Annotated in this window: 15 protein-coding genes and 1 riboswitch; of the genes, 7 read left to right on the plus strand and 8 right to left on the minus strand. The window is 68.1% G+C overall.

The window, feature by feature from the left end; translation table 11 throughout:
• Positions 1–7 precede the first annotated feature (7 nt).
• The 3 genes from cydB to hisC form a co-directional block, all read right to left on the minus strand.
• Positions 8–1,012, minus strand: coding sequence for a cytochrome d ubiquinol oxidase subunit II (gene cydB, locus ACIBJB_RS17010; RefSeq protein ID WP_398931192.1), 1,005 nt, complete (start codon positions 1,010–1,012; stop codon positions 8–10).
• Between the two features lie 18 nt (positions 1,013–1,030).
• On the minus strand, positions 1,031–2,539 hold the full coding sequence (locus tag ACIBJB_RS17015; protein ID WP_398931194.1) for a cytochrome ubiquinol oxidase subunit I: 1,509 nt from the start codon (positions 2,537–2,539) through the stop codon (positions 1,031–1,033).
• Between the two features lie 186 nt (positions 2,540–2,725).
• The gene (hisC, locus tag ACIBJB_RS17020; protein WP_398931196.1) at positions 2,726–3,805 is read right to left on the minus strand and encodes a histidinol-phosphate transaminase; all 1,080 of its coding nucleotides are present in this window, start codon (positions 3,803–3,805) and stop codon (positions 2,726–2,728) included.
• 438 nt (positions 3,806–4,243) lie between these two features.
• Between hisC and ACIBJB_RS17025 the strand changes: the two genes are divergently transcribed.
• The 3 genes from ACIBJB_RS17025 to ACIBJB_RS17035 all read left to right on the plus strand — a co-directional run bounded on the left by ACIBJB_RS17025 (position 4,244) and on the right by ACIBJB_RS17035 (position 7,680).
• Positions 4,244–5,356 carry a LacI family DNA-binding transcriptional regulator gene (locus ACIBJB_RS17025; protein WP_266562480.1) on the plus strand — a complete coding sequence of 371 codons (1,113 nt, stop codon included), beginning with the start codon at positions 4,244–4,246 and terminating at the stop codon, positions 5,354–5,356.
• A 199-nt stretch (positions 5,357–5,555) separates the two neighbouring features.
• A complete protein-coding gene (locus ACIBJB_RS17030; protein WP_398931199.1) occupies positions 5,556–6,623 on the plus strand; it encodes a metallophosphoesterase in 1,068 nt (355 codons plus the stop codon).
• Between the two features lie 193 nt (positions 6,624–6,816).
• Positions 6,817–7,680, plus strand: a complete 864-nt coding sequence (locus ACIBJB_RS17035; protein WP_057609153.1) for a hypothetical protein — start codon at positions 6,817–6,819, stop codon at positions 7,678–7,680.
• Positions 7,681–7,791: 111 nt separating this feature from the next.
• Here the strand turns inward: ACIBJB_RS17035 and thiC are convergent, their stop codons facing one another.
• Positions 7,792–9,570, minus strand: a complete 1,779-nt coding sequence (thiC, locus tag ACIBJB_RS17040; RefSeq protein ID WP_398931202.1) for a phosphomethylpyrimidine synthase ThiC — start codon at positions 9,568–9,570, stop codon at positions 7,792–7,794.
• Positions 9,563–9,752: riboswitch (TPP riboswitch) on the minus strand. Its footprint overlaps the gene before it by 8 nt.
• A 71-nt stretch (positions 9,753–9,823) precedes the next feature.
• On the opposite strand from thiC, the gene ACIBJB_RS17045 reads away from it, so the two are divergent.
• Complete coding sequence (locus ACIBJB_RS17045; RefSeq protein ID WP_398931204.1) at positions 9,824–11,536, plus strand: YibE/F family protein; 1,713 nt, start codon at positions 9,824–9,826, stop codon at positions 11,534–11,536.
• Positions 11,537–11,823: 287 nt separating this feature from the next.
• On the opposite strand, the gene ACIBJB_RS17050 is transcribed toward ACIBJB_RS17045, so the two are convergent.
• From ACIBJB_RS17050 to ACIBJB_RS17065, 4 genes are all read right to left on the minus strand, one after another.
• Entirely contained in the window at positions 11,824–12,261 is a 438-nt protein-coding gene (locus ACIBJB_RS17050; protein WP_069759570.1) for an SsgA family sporulation/cell division regulator, read from the minus strand.
• Positions 12,262–12,359: 98 nt separating this feature from the next.
• Entirely contained in the window at positions 12,360–13,094 is a 735-nt protein-coding gene (locus ACIBJB_RS17055; protein WP_398931991.1) for an IclR family transcriptional regulator, read from the minus strand.
• A gap of 471 nt (positions 13,095–13,565) precedes the next feature.
• A complete protein-coding gene (locus ACIBJB_RS17060; protein WP_398931206.1) occupies positions 13,566–13,778 on the minus strand; it encodes a DUF5326 family protein in 213 nt (70 codons plus the stop codon).
• Positions 13,779–13,937: 159 nt separating this feature from the next.
• On the minus strand, positions 13,938–14,255 hold the full coding sequence (locus ACIBJB_RS17065) for a cupin domain-containing protein (protein WP_031039972.1): 318 nt from the start codon (positions 14,253–14,255) through the stop codon (positions 13,938–13,940).
• Between the two features lie 58 nt (positions 14,256–14,313).
• On the opposite strand from ACIBJB_RS17065, the gene ACIBJB_RS17070 reads away from it, so the two are divergent.
• The 3 genes from ACIBJB_RS17070 to ACIBJB_RS17080 are packed head-to-tail and all read left to right on the plus strand — an operon-like array spanning position 14,314 to position 16,325.
• Entirely contained in the window at positions 14,314–14,691 is a 378-nt protein-coding gene (locus ACIBJB_RS17070; protein WP_057609145.1) for a phage holin family protein, read from the plus strand.
• Positions 14,692–14,697: 6 nt separating this feature from the next.
• Entirely contained in the window at positions 14,698–15,189 is a 492-nt protein-coding gene (locus ACIBJB_RS17075) for a low molecular weight protein-tyrosine-phosphatase (protein WP_398931209.1), read from the plus strand.
• Positions 15,186–16,325 (plus strand): cystathionine gamma-lyase, encoded by a 1,140-nt coding sequence (locus tag ACIBJB_RS17080; protein ID WP_398931212.1) that lies wholly within the window; start codon positions 15,186–15,188, stop codon positions 16,323–16,325. Before ACIBJB_RS17075 ends, ACIBJB_RS17080 begins: the two co-directional genes overlap by 4 nt.
• Positions 16,326–16,524: the final 199 nt, after the last annotated feature.

Below are 16,524 nucleotides of genomic sequence, written 5' to 3' on the forward strand. Positions count from 1 at the left end.
ACACACCTCAGTGCGCGGTCTCAGCGATGTGCTGGGTGCCGATGCGCTTGCGGAACACCCAGTAGGTCCAGCCCTGGTAGAGCATCACGAGGGGAGTGGCGATGGCCGCCAGCCACGTCATGATCTTCAGGGTGTACGGGCTCGACGAGGCGTTGGTGACCGTCAGGCTCCAGTCCGCGTCGAGCGAGGACGGCATGACGTTCGGGAACAGCGTCAGGAAGAACATCGCGACCGTGGCCACAATGGTGAGGCCGGACAGCGCGAACGACCAGCCTTCCCGTCCGGCCCGGTTCGCCACCAGCGCGGCAACCAGGGCGGCGACCGCCACGACCATCGCGACCAGGCTCTTGCCGTTGCCGTTGTCGACCTGAGTCCAGAGCAGGAAGAGCAGTGCCAAACCTGCGGTCACCAGACCGACCCAGCGCGCCAGCTTCCGCGCCCGTTCCCGGATCTCCCCGACGGTCTTCAGGGCCGTGAAGACCGTTCCGTGGAAGGTGAACAGCGTCAGCGTCACCAGTCCACCGAGCAGCGCATACGGGTTGAACAGGTCCCAGAGGGTGCCGACGTACTCGAAGTGCTGGTCGATCTTCACCCCGTGCACGATGTTGCCGAAGGCCACGCCCCACAGGAACGCCGGGATGAGCGAGGTCCAGAAGATCGCGGTCTCCCAGTTGCGCTGCCAGTTCTCCTCGGGCCGCTTGGCCCGGTACTCGAAGGCGACCCCGCGGACGATCAGGCAGACCAGGATGACCAGCAGCGGCAGATAGAAGCCGGAGAAGAGCGTGGCGTACCAGTCGGGGAAGGCGGCGAAGGTCGCACCGCCCGCCGTCAGCAGCCACACCTCGTTGCCGTCCCAGACGGGACCGATGGTGTTGATCAGGACGCGCTTCTCGGCCCGGTCGCGGGCGAGCAGCTTGGTGAGGACACCGACCCCGAAGTCGAAGCCCTCCAGGAAGAAGTAGCCGGTCCACAGCACGGCGATGAGCACGAACCAGACGTCGTGAAGTTCCATGACTCGATCTCCCTCGGCCTAGTACGAGAAGGCCATCGGCTTGTCGGCGTCACTGGTGTCGCCGCCGATCTTCGTGGGCGGGTTGAGGTCGGCCTCGGTGAGTTCGGGCGGGCCGGCCTTGACGTACTTCACGAGCAGCTTGACCTCGACGACGGCGAGGATGGCGTACAGCGTCGTGAAGACGAGCATCGAGATGAGGACCTCGGCCTGGGAGACGCCGGGTGAGACCGCGTGCCGGGTCTGCAGGACGCCGTAGACGACCCATGGCTGACGGCCCATTTCGGTGAAGATCCAGCCCCAGGAGTTGGCGATCAGCGGGAAGCCAAGGGTCCAGATCGCCACGAGCCAGTAGAGTCGGCCGAGCTTGGGGCTGAGGGCCTTGTTCTTGAAGAGGACCAGATGCGGAACCTCGTCCTCGCCGACGCGCAGGTGCTGCGGGAGCATGAACTTCTTGCGGGTCAGCCAGAGTCCGGCGAGGCCGATGGCGAAGGACGCCATGCCGAAGCCGATCATCCAGCGGAAGGCCCAGAAGGTGACCGGGATGTTGGGCCGGTAGTCACCCGGCCCGTACTTCTGCTGCTCGGCCTTGTTGACGTCGTTGATGCCGGGGACGAACGAGGTGAAGTCGTCGTCGGCGAGGAAGGACAGCAGGCCCGGGATCTCGATGGCCACGCTGTTGTGGCCCTTCTCCACGTCGCCGTAGGCGAAGATCGAGAAGGGTGCCGAGTCCTGGCCGTCCCACAGGGCTTCGGCGGCCGCCATCTTCATCGGCTGCTGCTTGAACATGACCTTGCCGAGGGTGTCACCGCTGATCGCGGTGAGCATGCCGGCGATGACCACGGTGACCAGGCCGAGGCGCAGCGAGGTCTTCATCACGGCGATGTGCTTCTTGCGGAACAGATGGAAGGCCGCGATGCCCACCATGAAGGCACCACCGGTCAGGAAGGTGGCCGACATCGTGTGGAAGACCTGGGTGAGCGCGGTGTTCTGGGTCAGCACCGCCCAGAAGTCGGTGAGTTCGGCGCGGCCCTTCTCCTTGTTGATCCGGTAGCCGACGGGGTGCTGCATCCACGAGTTGGCCGCGAGGATGAAGTACGCCGACAGGATCGTCCCGATCGAGACCATCCAGATGCAGGCCAGGTGGATCTTCTTGGGCAGCTTGTCCCAGCCGAAGATCCACAGGCCGATGAAGGTGGACTCGAAGAAGAAGGCGATCAGGGCTTCGAAGGCGAGCGGGGCGCCGAAGACATCGCCGACGAAGCGCGAGTAGTCGGACCAGTTCATGCCGAACTGGAACTCCTGCACGATGCCGGTGACCACACCCATCGCGATGTTGATCAGGAAGAGCTTGCCCCAGAACTTGGTGGCCCTGAGGTACTTCTCGTTCTCCGTGCGCACCCAGGCGGTCTGAAGGCCTGCCGTGAGGGCGGCCAGAGAGATCGTCAGGGGGACGAACAGGAAGTGGTAGACGGTGGTGATGCCGAACTGCCAGCGCGCCAGGGTCTCCGGCGCCAGAGCCAGGTCCACGTCGCCGCTCCTTACCTCACAGGCTTGTGGAACAAATGCGTGCGAAGCGACCGCTTGTGAAAGCGTTCACATTCACAAGCCCAGTATGCCGCACCTGCTTTCGATAGATGAAGGGGGGTCCCGGTTACCACCGGAACCCCCCTTGATGGACTGCGCTGACCTGCACAGATGCGCGGTCGGTGTGAGCTAGAGCTCCTTGCGGAACCCCTCCGCCACCTTCAGGAAGATGTCGTTCGCCTCTGTCTCCCCGACCGTCACCCGCACGCCCTCGCCCGGGAACGGCCGGACGACCACGCCGTGCTGCTCACATGCCGCCGCGAAGTCGACCGTGCGCTCCCCCAGCCGCAGCCAGACGAAGTTGGCCTGGGTCTCGGGCACCGTCCAGCCCTGGGCTCGAAGTCCCTCCACCACGCGGTTGCGCTCGCAGACCAGCGAGCCGACCCGGCCCAGGAGTTCGTCCTCGGCCCGCAGCGAGGCGATCGCCGCCTCCTGGGCGACCTGGCTCACCCCGAAGGGCACCGCAGTCTTGCGCAGCGCGGCGGCCACCGGCTCGTGGGCGATCGCGAAGCCGACCCTGAGGCCCGCGAGGCCGTACGCCTTGGAGAAGGTGCGCAGCACACAGACGTTCGGCCGCGTGCGGTACAGCTCCACGCCGTCCGGCACCTCGGGGTCACGGATGAACTCGCGGTAGGCCTCGTCGAGCACCACCAGCACGTCACTCGGCACCCGGTCGAGGAACCGTTCCAGCTCGGCCCGCTTCACGACCGTGCCCGTCGGGTTGTTCGGGTTGCAGACGAAGATCAGCCGGGTCCGCTCGGTGATCGCTTCCGCCATCGCGTCCAGGTCGTGCACATCACCCGCCGTCAGCGGCACCTGCACCGAGGTGGCACCGCTGATCTGCGTGATGATCGGGTACGCCTCGAAGGAGCGCCAGGCGTAGATCACCTCGTCGCCCGGTCCCGAGGTCGCCTGGATCAGCTGCTGGGCGACGCCGACGGAGCCGGTGCCGGTGGCCAGATGGGAGAGCGGGACGCCGAAGCGGTCGGACAGCTCGTTCATCAGCCCTGTGCAGGCCATGTCCGGGTAGCGGTTGAAAGAGGAGACGGCGGCCGTCACGGTCTCCAGCACCCCCGGCAGCGGCGGATAGGGGTTCTCGTTGGAGGACAGTTTGTAGGCCACCGGACCGCCGGAAGCGGCGGGCTTGCCCGGCTTGTACGTGGGGATACCCTCCAGCTCGGCGCGCAGCTTGGGGCTCGTCTCGCTCACCGCAGTCCTCCTCATGACCACCGATTCATGACCACCGACTCCTGGCGTCCGACTCCGGCAGCCGGCATCCAATACTGCTCACCTTATGAGGATTGAGCGCCACTGCGTACAGGTCAGAGCGAACCTCGTCCGTCCCACAGGCATCAGGGGCATCACCGTACGAAGGCAGACGAATCAGGGGGCGCGGTCACATATATCTATGCGCCGGTGGCTCGCGCCGTGGCGCGCGTCACCCGTGAAGGTGAGTTGAGACCTCTTCGAAACATCGAGGACTTGGCAGGCCCATGCGTGCCGACAAGTCACGTAATGCCATGGGATCGTTTAACTGTCTTTGTTTCAAAGGTAGTTGACGCAAGATGACCTTGCAGAAACGTGCCTGTCAACGCGTGCATATGCGTCCGCCCTACCCCACCGCATGAGCCCTACTATCGGCTCGCCATGACAGCAGCAGGGAAGCACCAGGTGAGCCGCGCGGAAACCTCCCGTCGAGGCAGCCGGCCGGGCCGGGCGGGCATCAGAGACGTGGCCGCCGCCGCCGGAGTCTCCATCACGACCGTCTCCGACGCCCTGAACGGCAAGGGCAGGCTCCCGGACGCCACCCGCCGCCATGTCAGGGAGGTCGCAGACCGGCTGGGCTACCGGCCCTCGGCCGCGGCCAGAACCCTCCGTACCGGCAAGTCGGGACTCATCGGCCTGACCGTGACGACATACGGGGATGAACCTTTCACCTTCACCGAGTTCGCGTACTTCGCCGAGATGGCGCGGGCCGCCACCTCCGCCGCGCTCGCCCGCGGCTACGCCCTCGTCATCCTGCCCGCGACCTCGCGCCACGACGTGTGGTCGAACGTCGCCCTGGACGGCACCGTGGTCATCGACCCGTCCGACCAGGACCCGGTCGTCAGCGAGCTGGTCCGGCAGGGTTTACCGGTGGTGTCCGACGGCCGCCCGGCCGGTGCCCTCCCGGTCACCGCCTGGGTCGACAACGACCACGAGGCCGCCGTCCTCGGCATCCTCGACCATCTGGCCGACGCCGGCGCCCGCCGCATCGGCCTGCTGACAGGGACGACGACGGACACGTACACCCATCTGTCGACCACCGCGTATCTGCGGTGGTGCGAGCGGGTCGGGCAGGACCCGGTGTACGAGGCCTATCCCGCGCACGATCCGTGCGCGGGCGCCGTCGCCGCCGACCGGCTGCTCGCCCGCCCGGACCGGCCGGACGCCGTCTACGGACTGTTCGACCCGAACGGCACCGACCTGCTGGCCGCCGCCCGCCGCTACGGGCTGCGCGTCCCCGACGACCTGCTGATCGTCTGCTGCAGCGAGTCCACCGTGTACGCCAGCACCGAGCCGCCCGTCACCACGCTCTCCCTCAAGCCGCGCCGCATCGGTACGGCGGTGGTCCAACTCCTCATCGACGCCATCGAGGGGGTCGAATCGGACCAACCGGTCGAGCAGGTGATACCGACCGAGCTGATCGTGCGCACCTCCTCCCAGCGGCGAGCCCCGCGCACGACGGTCAGCTCACCGCGGTCGCCCGAGGAGAAGTAACAGGAAGCGGCCGGGCGAGGGTCCAAGCCCGGCCAATCGGGGCGAATGCCGCGGTGAACGGGAGTCTTGCTCCGATTCACTACCCCTGGGTCATCACACGGCGCGATCCGCATTCCTATGATGGGCCCACGACACCGCGGGCCGCTGCGACCAGGCAGTCCGAAGCGGTGCAGATGCGGCGCGATGGTGGAGGGGTCTGATGACTCAGGGGGCCGGTCAGGGACCCGAGGTGGAGCGCACGGCGGTGCTGCGCGACTTCCGGGTGCCCGCGTACGTCAACGAGACCGGTCCGTACGGCCACAGCACGCACCCCGGAGACGTCGTACCGGCCGCCGAGGAGGCCTACCCGGAGGGGTACACCCCCACCGAACAGGACCTGCCCGTCATCCATCCCGGTGACGACGAGCTCCAGGCGGCCGCCGACCCCGCGTCACAGGCGGTGGACGGTCCCGGCCCGCTGTTCGTCGTCGGCGACGTCCACGGCTACCTCGACGAACTGACGTCCGCACTCCAGGAGAAGGGCCTCGTCGACGCGGCCGGCAACTGGTGCGCGGGCACCGCCCGGCTGTGGTTCCTCGGCGACTTCACCGACCGCGGGCCCGACGGCATCGGCGTCATCGACCTCGTGATGCGGCTGTCCGCGGAGGCCGCCGCGGCCGGCGGCTACTGCAAGGCCCTCATGGGCAACCACGAACTGCTGCTGCTCGGCGCCAAACGGTTCGGCGACACCCCCGTCAACTCCGGCGCGGGCACCGCCACCTTCCAGGCGGCCTGGCTGCTCAACGGCGGACAGAAGACCGACATGGACCGCCTCCAGGACCACCATCTGCAGTGGATGGCACGGCTGGACGCCGTCGAGGAGGTCGACGGACATCTGCTCGTCCACTCCGACACCACCGCCTACCTCGACTACGGCGACTCGATCGAGGCGGTCAACGACACCATCCGCGAGACCCTCACGCGCAACGACGCGGACGAGGTGTGGGATCTGTTCCGCAAGTTGACCAAGCGTTTCTCCTTCCGCGACGAGGGCGGCGCCGACCATGTGCGTTCACTGCTCGACACGTACGGCGGCATCCGCATCGTTCACGGCCACAGCCCGATCCCCTATCTGCTCGGCGAAGTGGGTTCCGAGGACGACGAGGACGAATCCGGTCCGGTGGTCGAGGGACCGCACGTCTACGCCGACGGACTGGCCATCGCGATGGACGGCGGGGTGACCATGGCCGGAAAACTGCTGGTCCAGCAACTGCCCCTGGATATCTGAACGTTCGCGGGGCAGTCGTTCCCGCAGGACGGACCGACCGTCGACCGCGCAGGCCAGAGGCCAATTTCTGGAAACCCCCTGTCACCCTGTGCCGTCACCGCTCTACCATCGGCTTATCCGTAGCAGGCTCCCCTCCGTTTCTGCCCGACGGCTCGTTGGCATGCGAGCCCCAAGCCCTACGGAGCATCGGGGGATGCACATGAACAGCGTTCCGCAGCACCTGCACAGCGAGGACCGCCAGGAGTACGAGCGGATCCTCGATGAGGCGCTGCGCTCCGCACCACACCGTCCCGAACTGGCCGCTGTCGGACAGCGGCTGAATCCCGAACAGCTGCGCACCATGGCGCTCAACGCCACCGCACTCGTCACGGCGGCCGCGGCGACCGAGTACCAGCACTACGTGAAGGTCCGCGAGGAACAGCGCCGCCCGGCGGCGCCGTCCACCCTGTCGTCCGTGCATGAACCCGGTCCCGCCGAGTCGGGCACGGGTGCGATGGGGCTCGCCACCACCATGGGAGAGGTCGCCGAGACCGCCGGTGCGGGCGCCGTCGCCGTCGCCGCGGTCCTGACGCCCGTCCTCGCCGGAATAGCCGCGGCGATCTTCCTGCTCGTGGGTTACATCCTCCAGATGCTCAGCCCACCGCCGGCGTTCGCCCACGCCATGATCACCATCGGATGGGTGTTCGGTGCCCTGACCGCGGCCGCGATCCTGGTCGCCGCCGTCGGGCTGCTGCTCACCGCCCTGCGCAACCGGCCCTCGCCGGACGCGGGGTACGGCGAACTGAGCGAGGAGGTGGCACGGGCCAGGGACGCCTGGCGCGAGGCCCTGCTGGAACGGGGCATCCTCCCCTTCCTCAGGGAGGCCCTGGCCGACCCCGGCACCGCCGCACTGCACCACACGGCTCCGCCCGCACCGACCAGCCGGATGCCCAGCCTCGGCTACGACCGCCCGGGCTTCAGCAGCCCGGACGACGGAGCGTCCGGTGCCCGCCCGAGCTTCAGCAGCCCGGACTACACCAGCCCGGACTTCGGGGGGCCGGAACACCAGCCGGAGTAGCACCCGGCACAGCCCCTCGGCTTGCGCCCCCACCACGGGGAGCGCAAGCCGAAGACCCGGCCGCGGGCCCACCGCCGACGATTCGCCACGCCCGTCGGCGATTCGCCCATGTCAGTCCGTGATCGGCAAATACACCCGGTTGCCCGCCGCCGCGAACTCCTTCGACTTCTGGGCCATGCCCTCCTCGATCTCCCCCTGCCTGTCGCCGTGGCGGCGGCGGATGTCCTGGGAGATCTTCATCGAGCAGAACTTCGGCCCGCACATGGAGCAGAAGTGAGCCGTCTTGGCCGGTTCGGCCGGGAGGGTCTCGTCGTGGAACTCGCGGGCCGTGTCGGGGTCGAGGGCCAGGTTGAACTGGTCCTCCCAGCGGAACTCGAAGCGGGCGTCGGAGAGGGCGTCGTCCCACTCCTGGGCACCGGGGTGTCCCTTGGCCAGGTCGGCCGCATGGGCGGCGATCTTGTAGGTGATGACACCCGTCTTGACGTCGTCCCGGTTGGGCAGGCCCAAGTGCTCCTTGGGCGTGACGTAGCAGAGCATCGCCGTGCCCCACCAGGCAATCATCGCGGCGCCGATGCCGGAGGTGATGTGGTCGTAGGCCGGCGCGACGTCGGTGGTCAGCGGGCCGAGCGTATAGAACGGAGCTTCATCGCAGATCTCCTGCTGAAGGTCGATGTTCTCCTTGATCTTGTGCATCGGGACGTGCCCGGGGCCCTCGATCATGGTCTGTACGTTGAAACGCTTCGCGATCCGGTTGAGTTCCCCGAGCGTGCGCAACTCCGCGAACTGTGCCTCGTCGTTGGCGTCCGCGATCGAACCGGGCCTGAGGCCGTCGCCCAGCGAGTACGTGACGTCGTAGGCGGCGAGGATCTCGCACAGCTCCTCGAAGTTCTCGTACAGGAACGACTCCTTGTGGTGCGCGAGGCACCAGGCCGCCATGATCGAGCCGCCGCGCGAGACGATGCCGGTCTTGCGGTTGGCCGTCAGTGGTACGTACGGCAGGCGCACGCCCGCGTGGACCGTCATGTAGTCCACGCCCTGTTCGGCCTGCTCGATGACCGTGTCCTTGTAGATCTCCCAGGTCAGCTCCTCGGCGCGGCCGTCGACCTTCTCCAGCGCCTGGTAGAGCGGCACCGTGCCGATGGGGACGGGGGAGTTGCGCAGCACCCACTCGCGGGTGGTGTGGATGTTGCGGCCGGTGGACAGGTCCATGACCGTGTCGGCGCCCCAGCGGGTCGCCCAGGTCATCTTCTCCACCTCCTCCTCGATGGAGGACGTCACCGCGGAGTTGCCGATGTTGGCGTTGACCTTCACCAGGAACCGCTTGCCGATGATCATCGGCTCGATCTCCGGGTGGTTGACGTTGGCCGGCAGCACCGCGCGACCCGCCGCGATCTCCTCGCGGACGACCTCGGGAGAGACGTTCTCCCGGATGGCCACGTACTCCATCTCCGGTGTGATCTCACCGCGACGGGCATAGGCGAGCTGCGTGACCGCGTTGCCGTCACGGCTGCGGCGCGGCTGGCGTGGCCGCCCCGGGAAGACCGCGTCGAGGTTGCGGAGGCCACCCCGCGGTGAGGTGTGCTTGATCCCGTCGTCCTCGGGACGCACGGGACGTCCCGCGTACTCCTCGGTGTCCCCGCGGGCGATGATCCAGTTGTCCCGCAGTGGCGCAAGGCCCCGTCGGACATCCGTCTCGGTGAGCGGATCGGTGTACGGACCGGACGTGTCGTACAGCGTGACCGACTCCCCGTTGGTGAGGTGCACCTGGCGAACCGGCACCCGCAGATCGGGGCGCGAGCCCTCGATGTACGCCTTGTGCCAGCCGATGGACTTCCCGGCCTCCCCGTCGAGCTGATCGGAGGCAGGCGTGCGCGCGTCCTTGATGGTCATGAGACCTACTCCCTACGCCGGCATTACCCGGTAACAGGTTCGGCGGTCGACGCAGCGGTTTCCGTCTGCCGACGTTTCGTGGGGAACGTCACTCGCTTGAGATGACGTTCCACGTGAAACATCGCTGGGACGGAGGTCAGCGCCCTCTCAGCCCGGTGCTCCGAGCTCCCGCGTGTACAAAGGTGGCTCCACGCTAGCGTCAATTCGGGCGCGGTGAACAGAGGGCCCCTGTCGTTCTTGCGATGATCGGTCGGTGACCACGACGCATCAGCCCCCGTACCCGCCTCCCGAGCCTCCGCGCCGGCCGGGCTCCGGAAACGGCCCCCGGCTCGGTCCCGGCAACGGCTCCCGCGGGGGCTACGGAAACGGCGCCGCCGACGGCTGGCACGAGCACGGCGGGCACGGTGGACAGGGCTACGGGTATGGGCCCGGAGCCGGTGGTGAAGGCCAGGGCGGTGGCGGTGACCTGGGCGGCGGCCAGGGTGGTGGTCAGGGCGGCGGGGGCCGGAGCAGTGGTGACGACCATGGGCACGAACCCGGCGACGGACACGGGCACGGACACGGGCGAGGGGGCGGTTCCGGGTCCGGCAGCGGTGGCGGGCACGGCCACAGTCACAGCCACGGACCGGCAGCTCCCGTCTCCAAACACCTGCGCAAGGTCATCGCGGCGATCCTCATCCCGTTCGGCGTAGCCGTGGTGGTGGGGCTCGCCGTGCTGTGGCCCGGCGGAGCCCCGGCGCACCAACGCACCGGGGTCGGCTTCGACCGGCAGACCCAGCAGGCCACGGTCAGCAAGGTCGTGAGCGTCAGCTGCAAGTCGGTGAACGCCTCGGGGGAGGCCCCGACCGGGGACACCTCCACGGCCGAGGGCTCCTCCGCCGAGCAGCAGGCGAACGGCACCTGCAAGAAAGCGACGATCCGGGTCGACACCGGCAACGACAAGGGCCGCACCTTCACGGAGATCGTCCAGCCGGACCAGTCCCGGCAGTTGCACGAGGGCCAGAAGGTCGTGGTCGCGTACGAGCCCTCGGCCCCCAGGGATCTGCAGTACTCGGTCGCCGACGTGAACCGCAGGCTCCCCATGGGGCTGCTCGCCGGCATCTTCGCGCTCGCCGTGGTGATCGTCGGGCGAATGCGCGGCGTCATGGCGCTGGTCGCGCTGGCCATCAGCTTCCTGCTGCTGAACTTCTTCGTCCTGCCCGCGATCCTGCAGGGCTCGAACCCGCTCCTCGTGGCGGTGGTCGGGTCCAGCGCCATCATGCTGATCGCCCTCTACATGTGCCACGGTCTGTCGGCCAGAACCTCCGTGGCGGTGCTGGGCACGCTGATCTCCCTGATTCTGATCGGCATCCTCGGATCGCAGTTCATCGGTTGGGCCGCTCTCACGGGCAACACGGACGACAACACCGGGCTCATCCACGGGCTGTATCCGTCGATCGACATGAGCGGCCTGCTGCTCGCCGGCGTCATCATCGGCTCGCTCGGTGTCCTCGACGATGTGACGGTCACACAGACCTCGGCCGTCTGGGAGCTGCACGAGGCCAACCCGACGATGGGCTGGCGCGGGCTCTATCGCGCGGGTATCCGGATCGGTCGCGACCACATCGCCTCCGTCGTCAACACCCTCGTCCTCGCCTACGCGGGTGCCGCGCTGCCGCTGCTGCTGCTCTTCTCCATCGCGCAGTCCAGCGTGGGGACCGTCGCCAACAGTGAGCTGGTGGCGGAGGAGATCGTGCGCACGCTGGTCGGCTCGATCGGCCTCGTCGCCTCGGTTCCGGTCACCACGGTCCTCGCGGCCCTGGTGGTCTCGGCGGACCGGCCGGAGGCGGAGGCGGTGGGTGCGGGAGCAGGGGGTGCGGGAGCAGGGGGGTCCGTGCCCGTACCGGCGACAAGCGCGAGCGCGGGTACGGCCGACAGCCGGCCGGCAGTGGCACGCAGTGGCAAGGGGCGGCGGCGCAGGCGCTGAGATGGGCCCGGGGGCCAAGTGGGGGCTGGGGCGCGTCTGATGGCGCTCTCCGTCGGACGGGCACCGAGTGACCGATCTGCCCCACGCGGGGCGTCTCATGAGGCGCCGACTGCTCCGTCAGGCCCACCCACTCCAGCGCGAGGGCGACTTCGAGACTCGCCAGAAGCACCCTAGGGCTCCCCGGTGCCCGAGCGTCCGTGCGTGCCCAGTGTCCCGCAGCGGCAGAAGCGTTCCTGCGTCCTCCCGCCTCACGAGGAAGCGTGCCGTCACCTCACTGCCGTAAGGCGTCAGCCCGCGCTCTGTTCCTCCGCCAGGATCCGGTCCAGCGCCTCGTCGAGATGGGTGTCGAAGTCGGCCAGGGCGGCCTCCTGCCCCAGCGGCACCAGCTTGTCGGTGCGGTCGAGGAACGCGATGACCGGCGCCGTCGACGAGCGGAACAGTGCCTGATCACCGCCGACCTGAAGCCTGATCAGGACGTCGCCCAGCAGGTCGGAACCGGCGGGCGAGACCCGCACGTCGCCCTCGCCACATGGCCGGCCCACCCCGTCGATCAGCAGCTCACGGCCGAAAGCCCAGGTCACCGGGTCGTCGCCCGGGAGATGGAAGGTCAGCCGGACTGCGTACGGATCGCAGGCCTCGTAGCGCAGTTCCACCGGAATGCGGAAGGAGAGTTCCTCCGAGACGAGAAAGCTCATCATGACCTCTGCCTGTACGGACTCGCGCATCGCCTACCCCGTCATCTGCCTTTGTTGGCCGGGAATGATCCCTCTGACACTGGTGGCATCTTGCTGAACGTGCACGACAGATCACAAGGAGTGAGTTTTCAGATACTGATAGAGATCGCCAGCGAGCCCATCAGTCGCCCGATTTCCTCTTGCAGTTGCTGGGTTGCGGACAACAACCGGTCCGCCTGATGGGCGGGCAGGGAGATGGCCATCGTTGCCGCGGCGTTACCCAATGTGATCGGAATGGCCGCGCACACCGTCCCCAGCGCGTACTCCTGACGCTCGATCACCGGCTCCATCCGCGCGGTCCGTTCGAGACGCCGGAGCAGGCTGTGCCCGTCGCGCACGGTGTACGGGGTGATGGACTGCACGGGGTACCGGTCGAGGTGGTCGCGCCGGGCCTCGTCGTCCAGCTGGGCGAGGAGGCACTGTCCGATCGCGTGCGCGTGCCCGGTCTCGCGGAAGTCGGCCCACTCCTCGACCGCCGGGTTGCCGGGGCTGTCGGAGACGCAGAGGACCTCGATCTCGCCGTTCCGGTACTGCGCGTAGTACACCGGCACGCCGATCAGATCGCGCCAGTGCGCGAGCGCCTCGACAACGGTGCTGCGACGTTTCTGCTCGGCTCCACTGCTGCTCAGCCGCTCGGCCGCCTCGCCGAGGAAGAACAGGCCCTTGTCGCGGCGCAGATAGCCCTCGTGCACGAGGGTGCGCAGCAGGTGATACGCCGTGGGGAGCGCAAGCCCGGTCTCGCGGGCGAGTTGTTTGGCGGGGGCTCCGTGCTCGTGCTCCGCGACGGACTCGAGCAGGCGCATCGCACGCTGGACGGACCCGATGAGGGTCGCCGAGTGGGTTTGTTCGGGCGCTTCGGAGGAGGGGGCCGCCTGGCGCTGGACGGGGGCTGACGGCCGTACGGGAGCGGATGTCTGTACGGCAGCTGCCGGCCGTACGGGAGGAGACGGTCGTGCCGGAGGTCGTACCAGCGCTGACGGTCGTACCGGAGCAGACGGCTGTACGGGAGCTGTCGGCTGTACCGGGGCCGTCGGCTGTGCGGAAGCCGTCGTCGAACGGGCGTCGATCTGTGCGGGTGCGGTGTCAACCGTGGCCAAGGGTCACTCCCGGAGCGCGAGGGGGCAGCCCGTGCGGGAAACACGGGAGGGGGTGTACGCCGCTCGCGGGGTCGTCCCCGCGTCGAGTTCCGGACTTTAACGGTCCGCCACCGCGCGTATACGACCCGTCCGGGAAACTTCCCTCCCCCGAGGGAACGGGGGATTCCTGTTACCGGTCGCCCCGCCCGCTCCGGACGCTCACCAGTCGCTGCGCGACGAGGAGCTCGTCATGAACTTCCGTACGACGTAGACGAGTCCGCCCACCAGGGCCACGAAGACCAGCAGCTTGAAGAGCAGGCCGATGACGAAGCCGACGACCGTGGCTATCAGCCCGCCGAACACGACCAGGGCAATGACCGGCACAGCGATCCACTTCACCCACCACGGCAACCCCGCGAAGATCTCTCCCATCGCACTCAACCTCTCTGAAGTCCTGCACCGTCCGGCCCTTCTGGTACCGGATCCATCAATGTCCTGCACTCGATGCTAGGGCCGACAGGTGCCTCCACGGGGGCCTCGCACCCCTTGTCCTCCCCTGACTGATCCCCTAGGGAACCCCGAGGCCACAGGTCAGCTCTCCGGGGGAGAGAACACCACCATGACCCTGAGGTCCTCGCTGATGTGGTGGAACTTGTGGGCGACACCGGCGGGCACGTAGACCACGCTGCCGCGCGACACCTGGGTGGTCTCCATGCCCACGGTGATCGCTGCGCGGCCGCTGACCACGAAGTAGACCTCGTCCTGACGGTGCGGTTGCTGCGGGTCCTGGGCGCCCGCGTCGAGTGCGTACAGGCCGACGGACATGTTCCGCTCACGCAGGAACTGCAGGTAAGCACCGTCGTTGGCGGCACGCTCCGCCTCCAGTTCATCCAACCGGAATGCCTTCATCGACTTAGTCCACCCTCGCCAGTGCCCGTAACCGATCTCTTCTGTCACGATCAGACACATGAAGAATTTCGTAGTCAAGACGATCGCCAACGCGGGTGCTCTGGCGGTCGCGGTGTGGCTGCTCGACAAGATCACCCTGACCGGTGACAGCACCGGCAAGAAGGTCTGGACGCTGATCCTCGTCGCCCTGGTCTTCGGCCTGGTGAACTTCCTGATCAAGCCGGTCGTGAAGGTACTGACCTTCCCACTGTTCATCCTGACGCTCGGCCTGTTCACGCTGATCGTCAACGCGCTGATGTTGCTGCTCACCTCGTGGCTTGCCGACAAGCTCGACCTGAGCTTCCACGTCGAGGGGTTCTGGACCGCCGTCCTGGGCGGCCTGATCATCTCGATCGTGGCCTGGGCCCTGCACGTCGTCCTGCCCGACGAGGACTGAGGAGGGATGACCTACCGCGTCTGTTTCGTCTGCACGGGCAACATCTGCCGTTCCCCGATGGCCGAGTCGGTTTTCCGCGCCCGTGTGGCGGAGGCCGGCCTGGACGGTCTGGTCGAGGTCGACAGCGCCGGAACGGGCGGCTGGCACGAGGGCGACGGCGCCGACCCGCGCACCGTGTCCGTCCTGGAGGAGCACGGCTACGACGGCGGCCACACGGCCCGGCAGTTCCAGCCGTCCTGGTTCTCCCGCCTCGACCTCGTCATCGCCCTCGACACCGGCCACCTCAAGGCCCTGCGACGCCTCGCACCCACCCCGCAGGACGCCGCGAAAGTACGGCTGCTGCGTTCGTACGACCCCGCCGCGGGCGACGAGATCGACGTTCCGGACCCGTACTACGGGGGCCTGGACGGCTTCGAGGAGTGCCTTGAGATGGTGGAGGCGGCCAGCGAGGGTCTGCTCGCCGAGGTGCGCGAGCAGACGGAAGGACGGGTGGCATGAGCGACAGGACTGCGGACAAGGGAGAGGGCACGCGCGCGGTCCGGGCCGGACTGCCCGAGGCGGCCAAGAACGAGCCGACCCTGCCCGGTCCGGCCTTCGCCGCCCACTTCCATCTGCCCGGGGAGGTGGACGGCCCGTACACCTACGGCCGCGACACGAACCCGACCTGGAACCTGTTGGAAAGCGCCATCGCCGAGTTGGAGGCGCCGGGGCAGGACGGCGTGGAGACGCTGGTCTTCGCCTCGGGCATGGCGGCCATTTCCGCTGTGCTCTTCTCCCAGCTGCGCGCGGGTGACACCGTGGTCCTGCCCGACGACGGCTACCAGGCACTGCCCCTTGTGCAGGCACAGTTGGAGGCGTACGGCATCGGGGTGCGCACCGCTCCGACCGCCGGTGACGCCCAGCTCGACCTCCTGGATGGCGCACGGCTGTTGTGGATCGAGACGCCGTCGAACCCCGGCCTCGACGTGTGCGACATCCGGCGGCTCGTCGAGGCGGCACACGCGCGTGGGGCGCTCGTAGCCGTCGACAACACGCTCGCCACTCCACTCGGACAGCGCCCGCTGGAGCTCGGCGCGGACTTCTCCGTGGCCAGCGGCACCAAGCAGCTCACGGGGCACGGAGACGTCCTCCTGGGGTACGTCGCCGGTCGCGAGGGCGAGGCCATGGACGCCGTACGCCGTTGGCGGAAGATCGTCGGCGCGATCGCGGGACCGATGGAGGCCTGGCTCGCGCATCGCTCGATCGCCACGCTCCAGATGCGGGTCGACCGGCAGAACGCGACCGCGCTGGTGCTCGCGAAGGCCTTGCGCGAGCGGCCGGAGGTGACCGGTCTGCGCTATCCGGGACTGCCCGACGACCCCTCGCACAAGATTGCATCGCAGCAGATGCGCCGCTATGGATGCGTGGTCTCGTTCACGCTGCCCACGCGCGCGGGTGCCGACCGCTTCCTCGACGCCCTGCGGCTCGTGGACGACGCGACGAGTTTCGGCGGGGTGCGCTCCACGGCCGAGCGGCGTCGGCGCTGGGGCGGGGACGACGTGCCGGAGGGCTTCATCCGCTTCTCGGTCGGGGCGGAAGATCCCGAGGACCTGGTGGCGGATGTGCTGCGTGCGCTGGACGAGTCGACGGACTGACCGATTCCTCAGGACTTCACAGGTGTCCGACTACGTACAACGGACGGTCCGAGCCTCCCCCCTCGTGGCTCGGACCGCCCCGGTTCTGCGCGCGAAGAACCGCGCGACCAAGGCTAGTTGACTCTCTGTCAGTGTCCAATCACAGTAGCGACAGAGACCTATCGACATATTTATAGTTGGGCCCTGCCTCGAGGCCGGG

Origin of the sequence: Streptomyces sp. NPDC050759, assembly GCF_044456945.1 — a bacterium.
Taxonomy (GTDB): domain Bacteria; phylum Actinomycetota; class Actinomycetes; order Streptomycetales; family Streptomycetaceae; genus Streptomyces.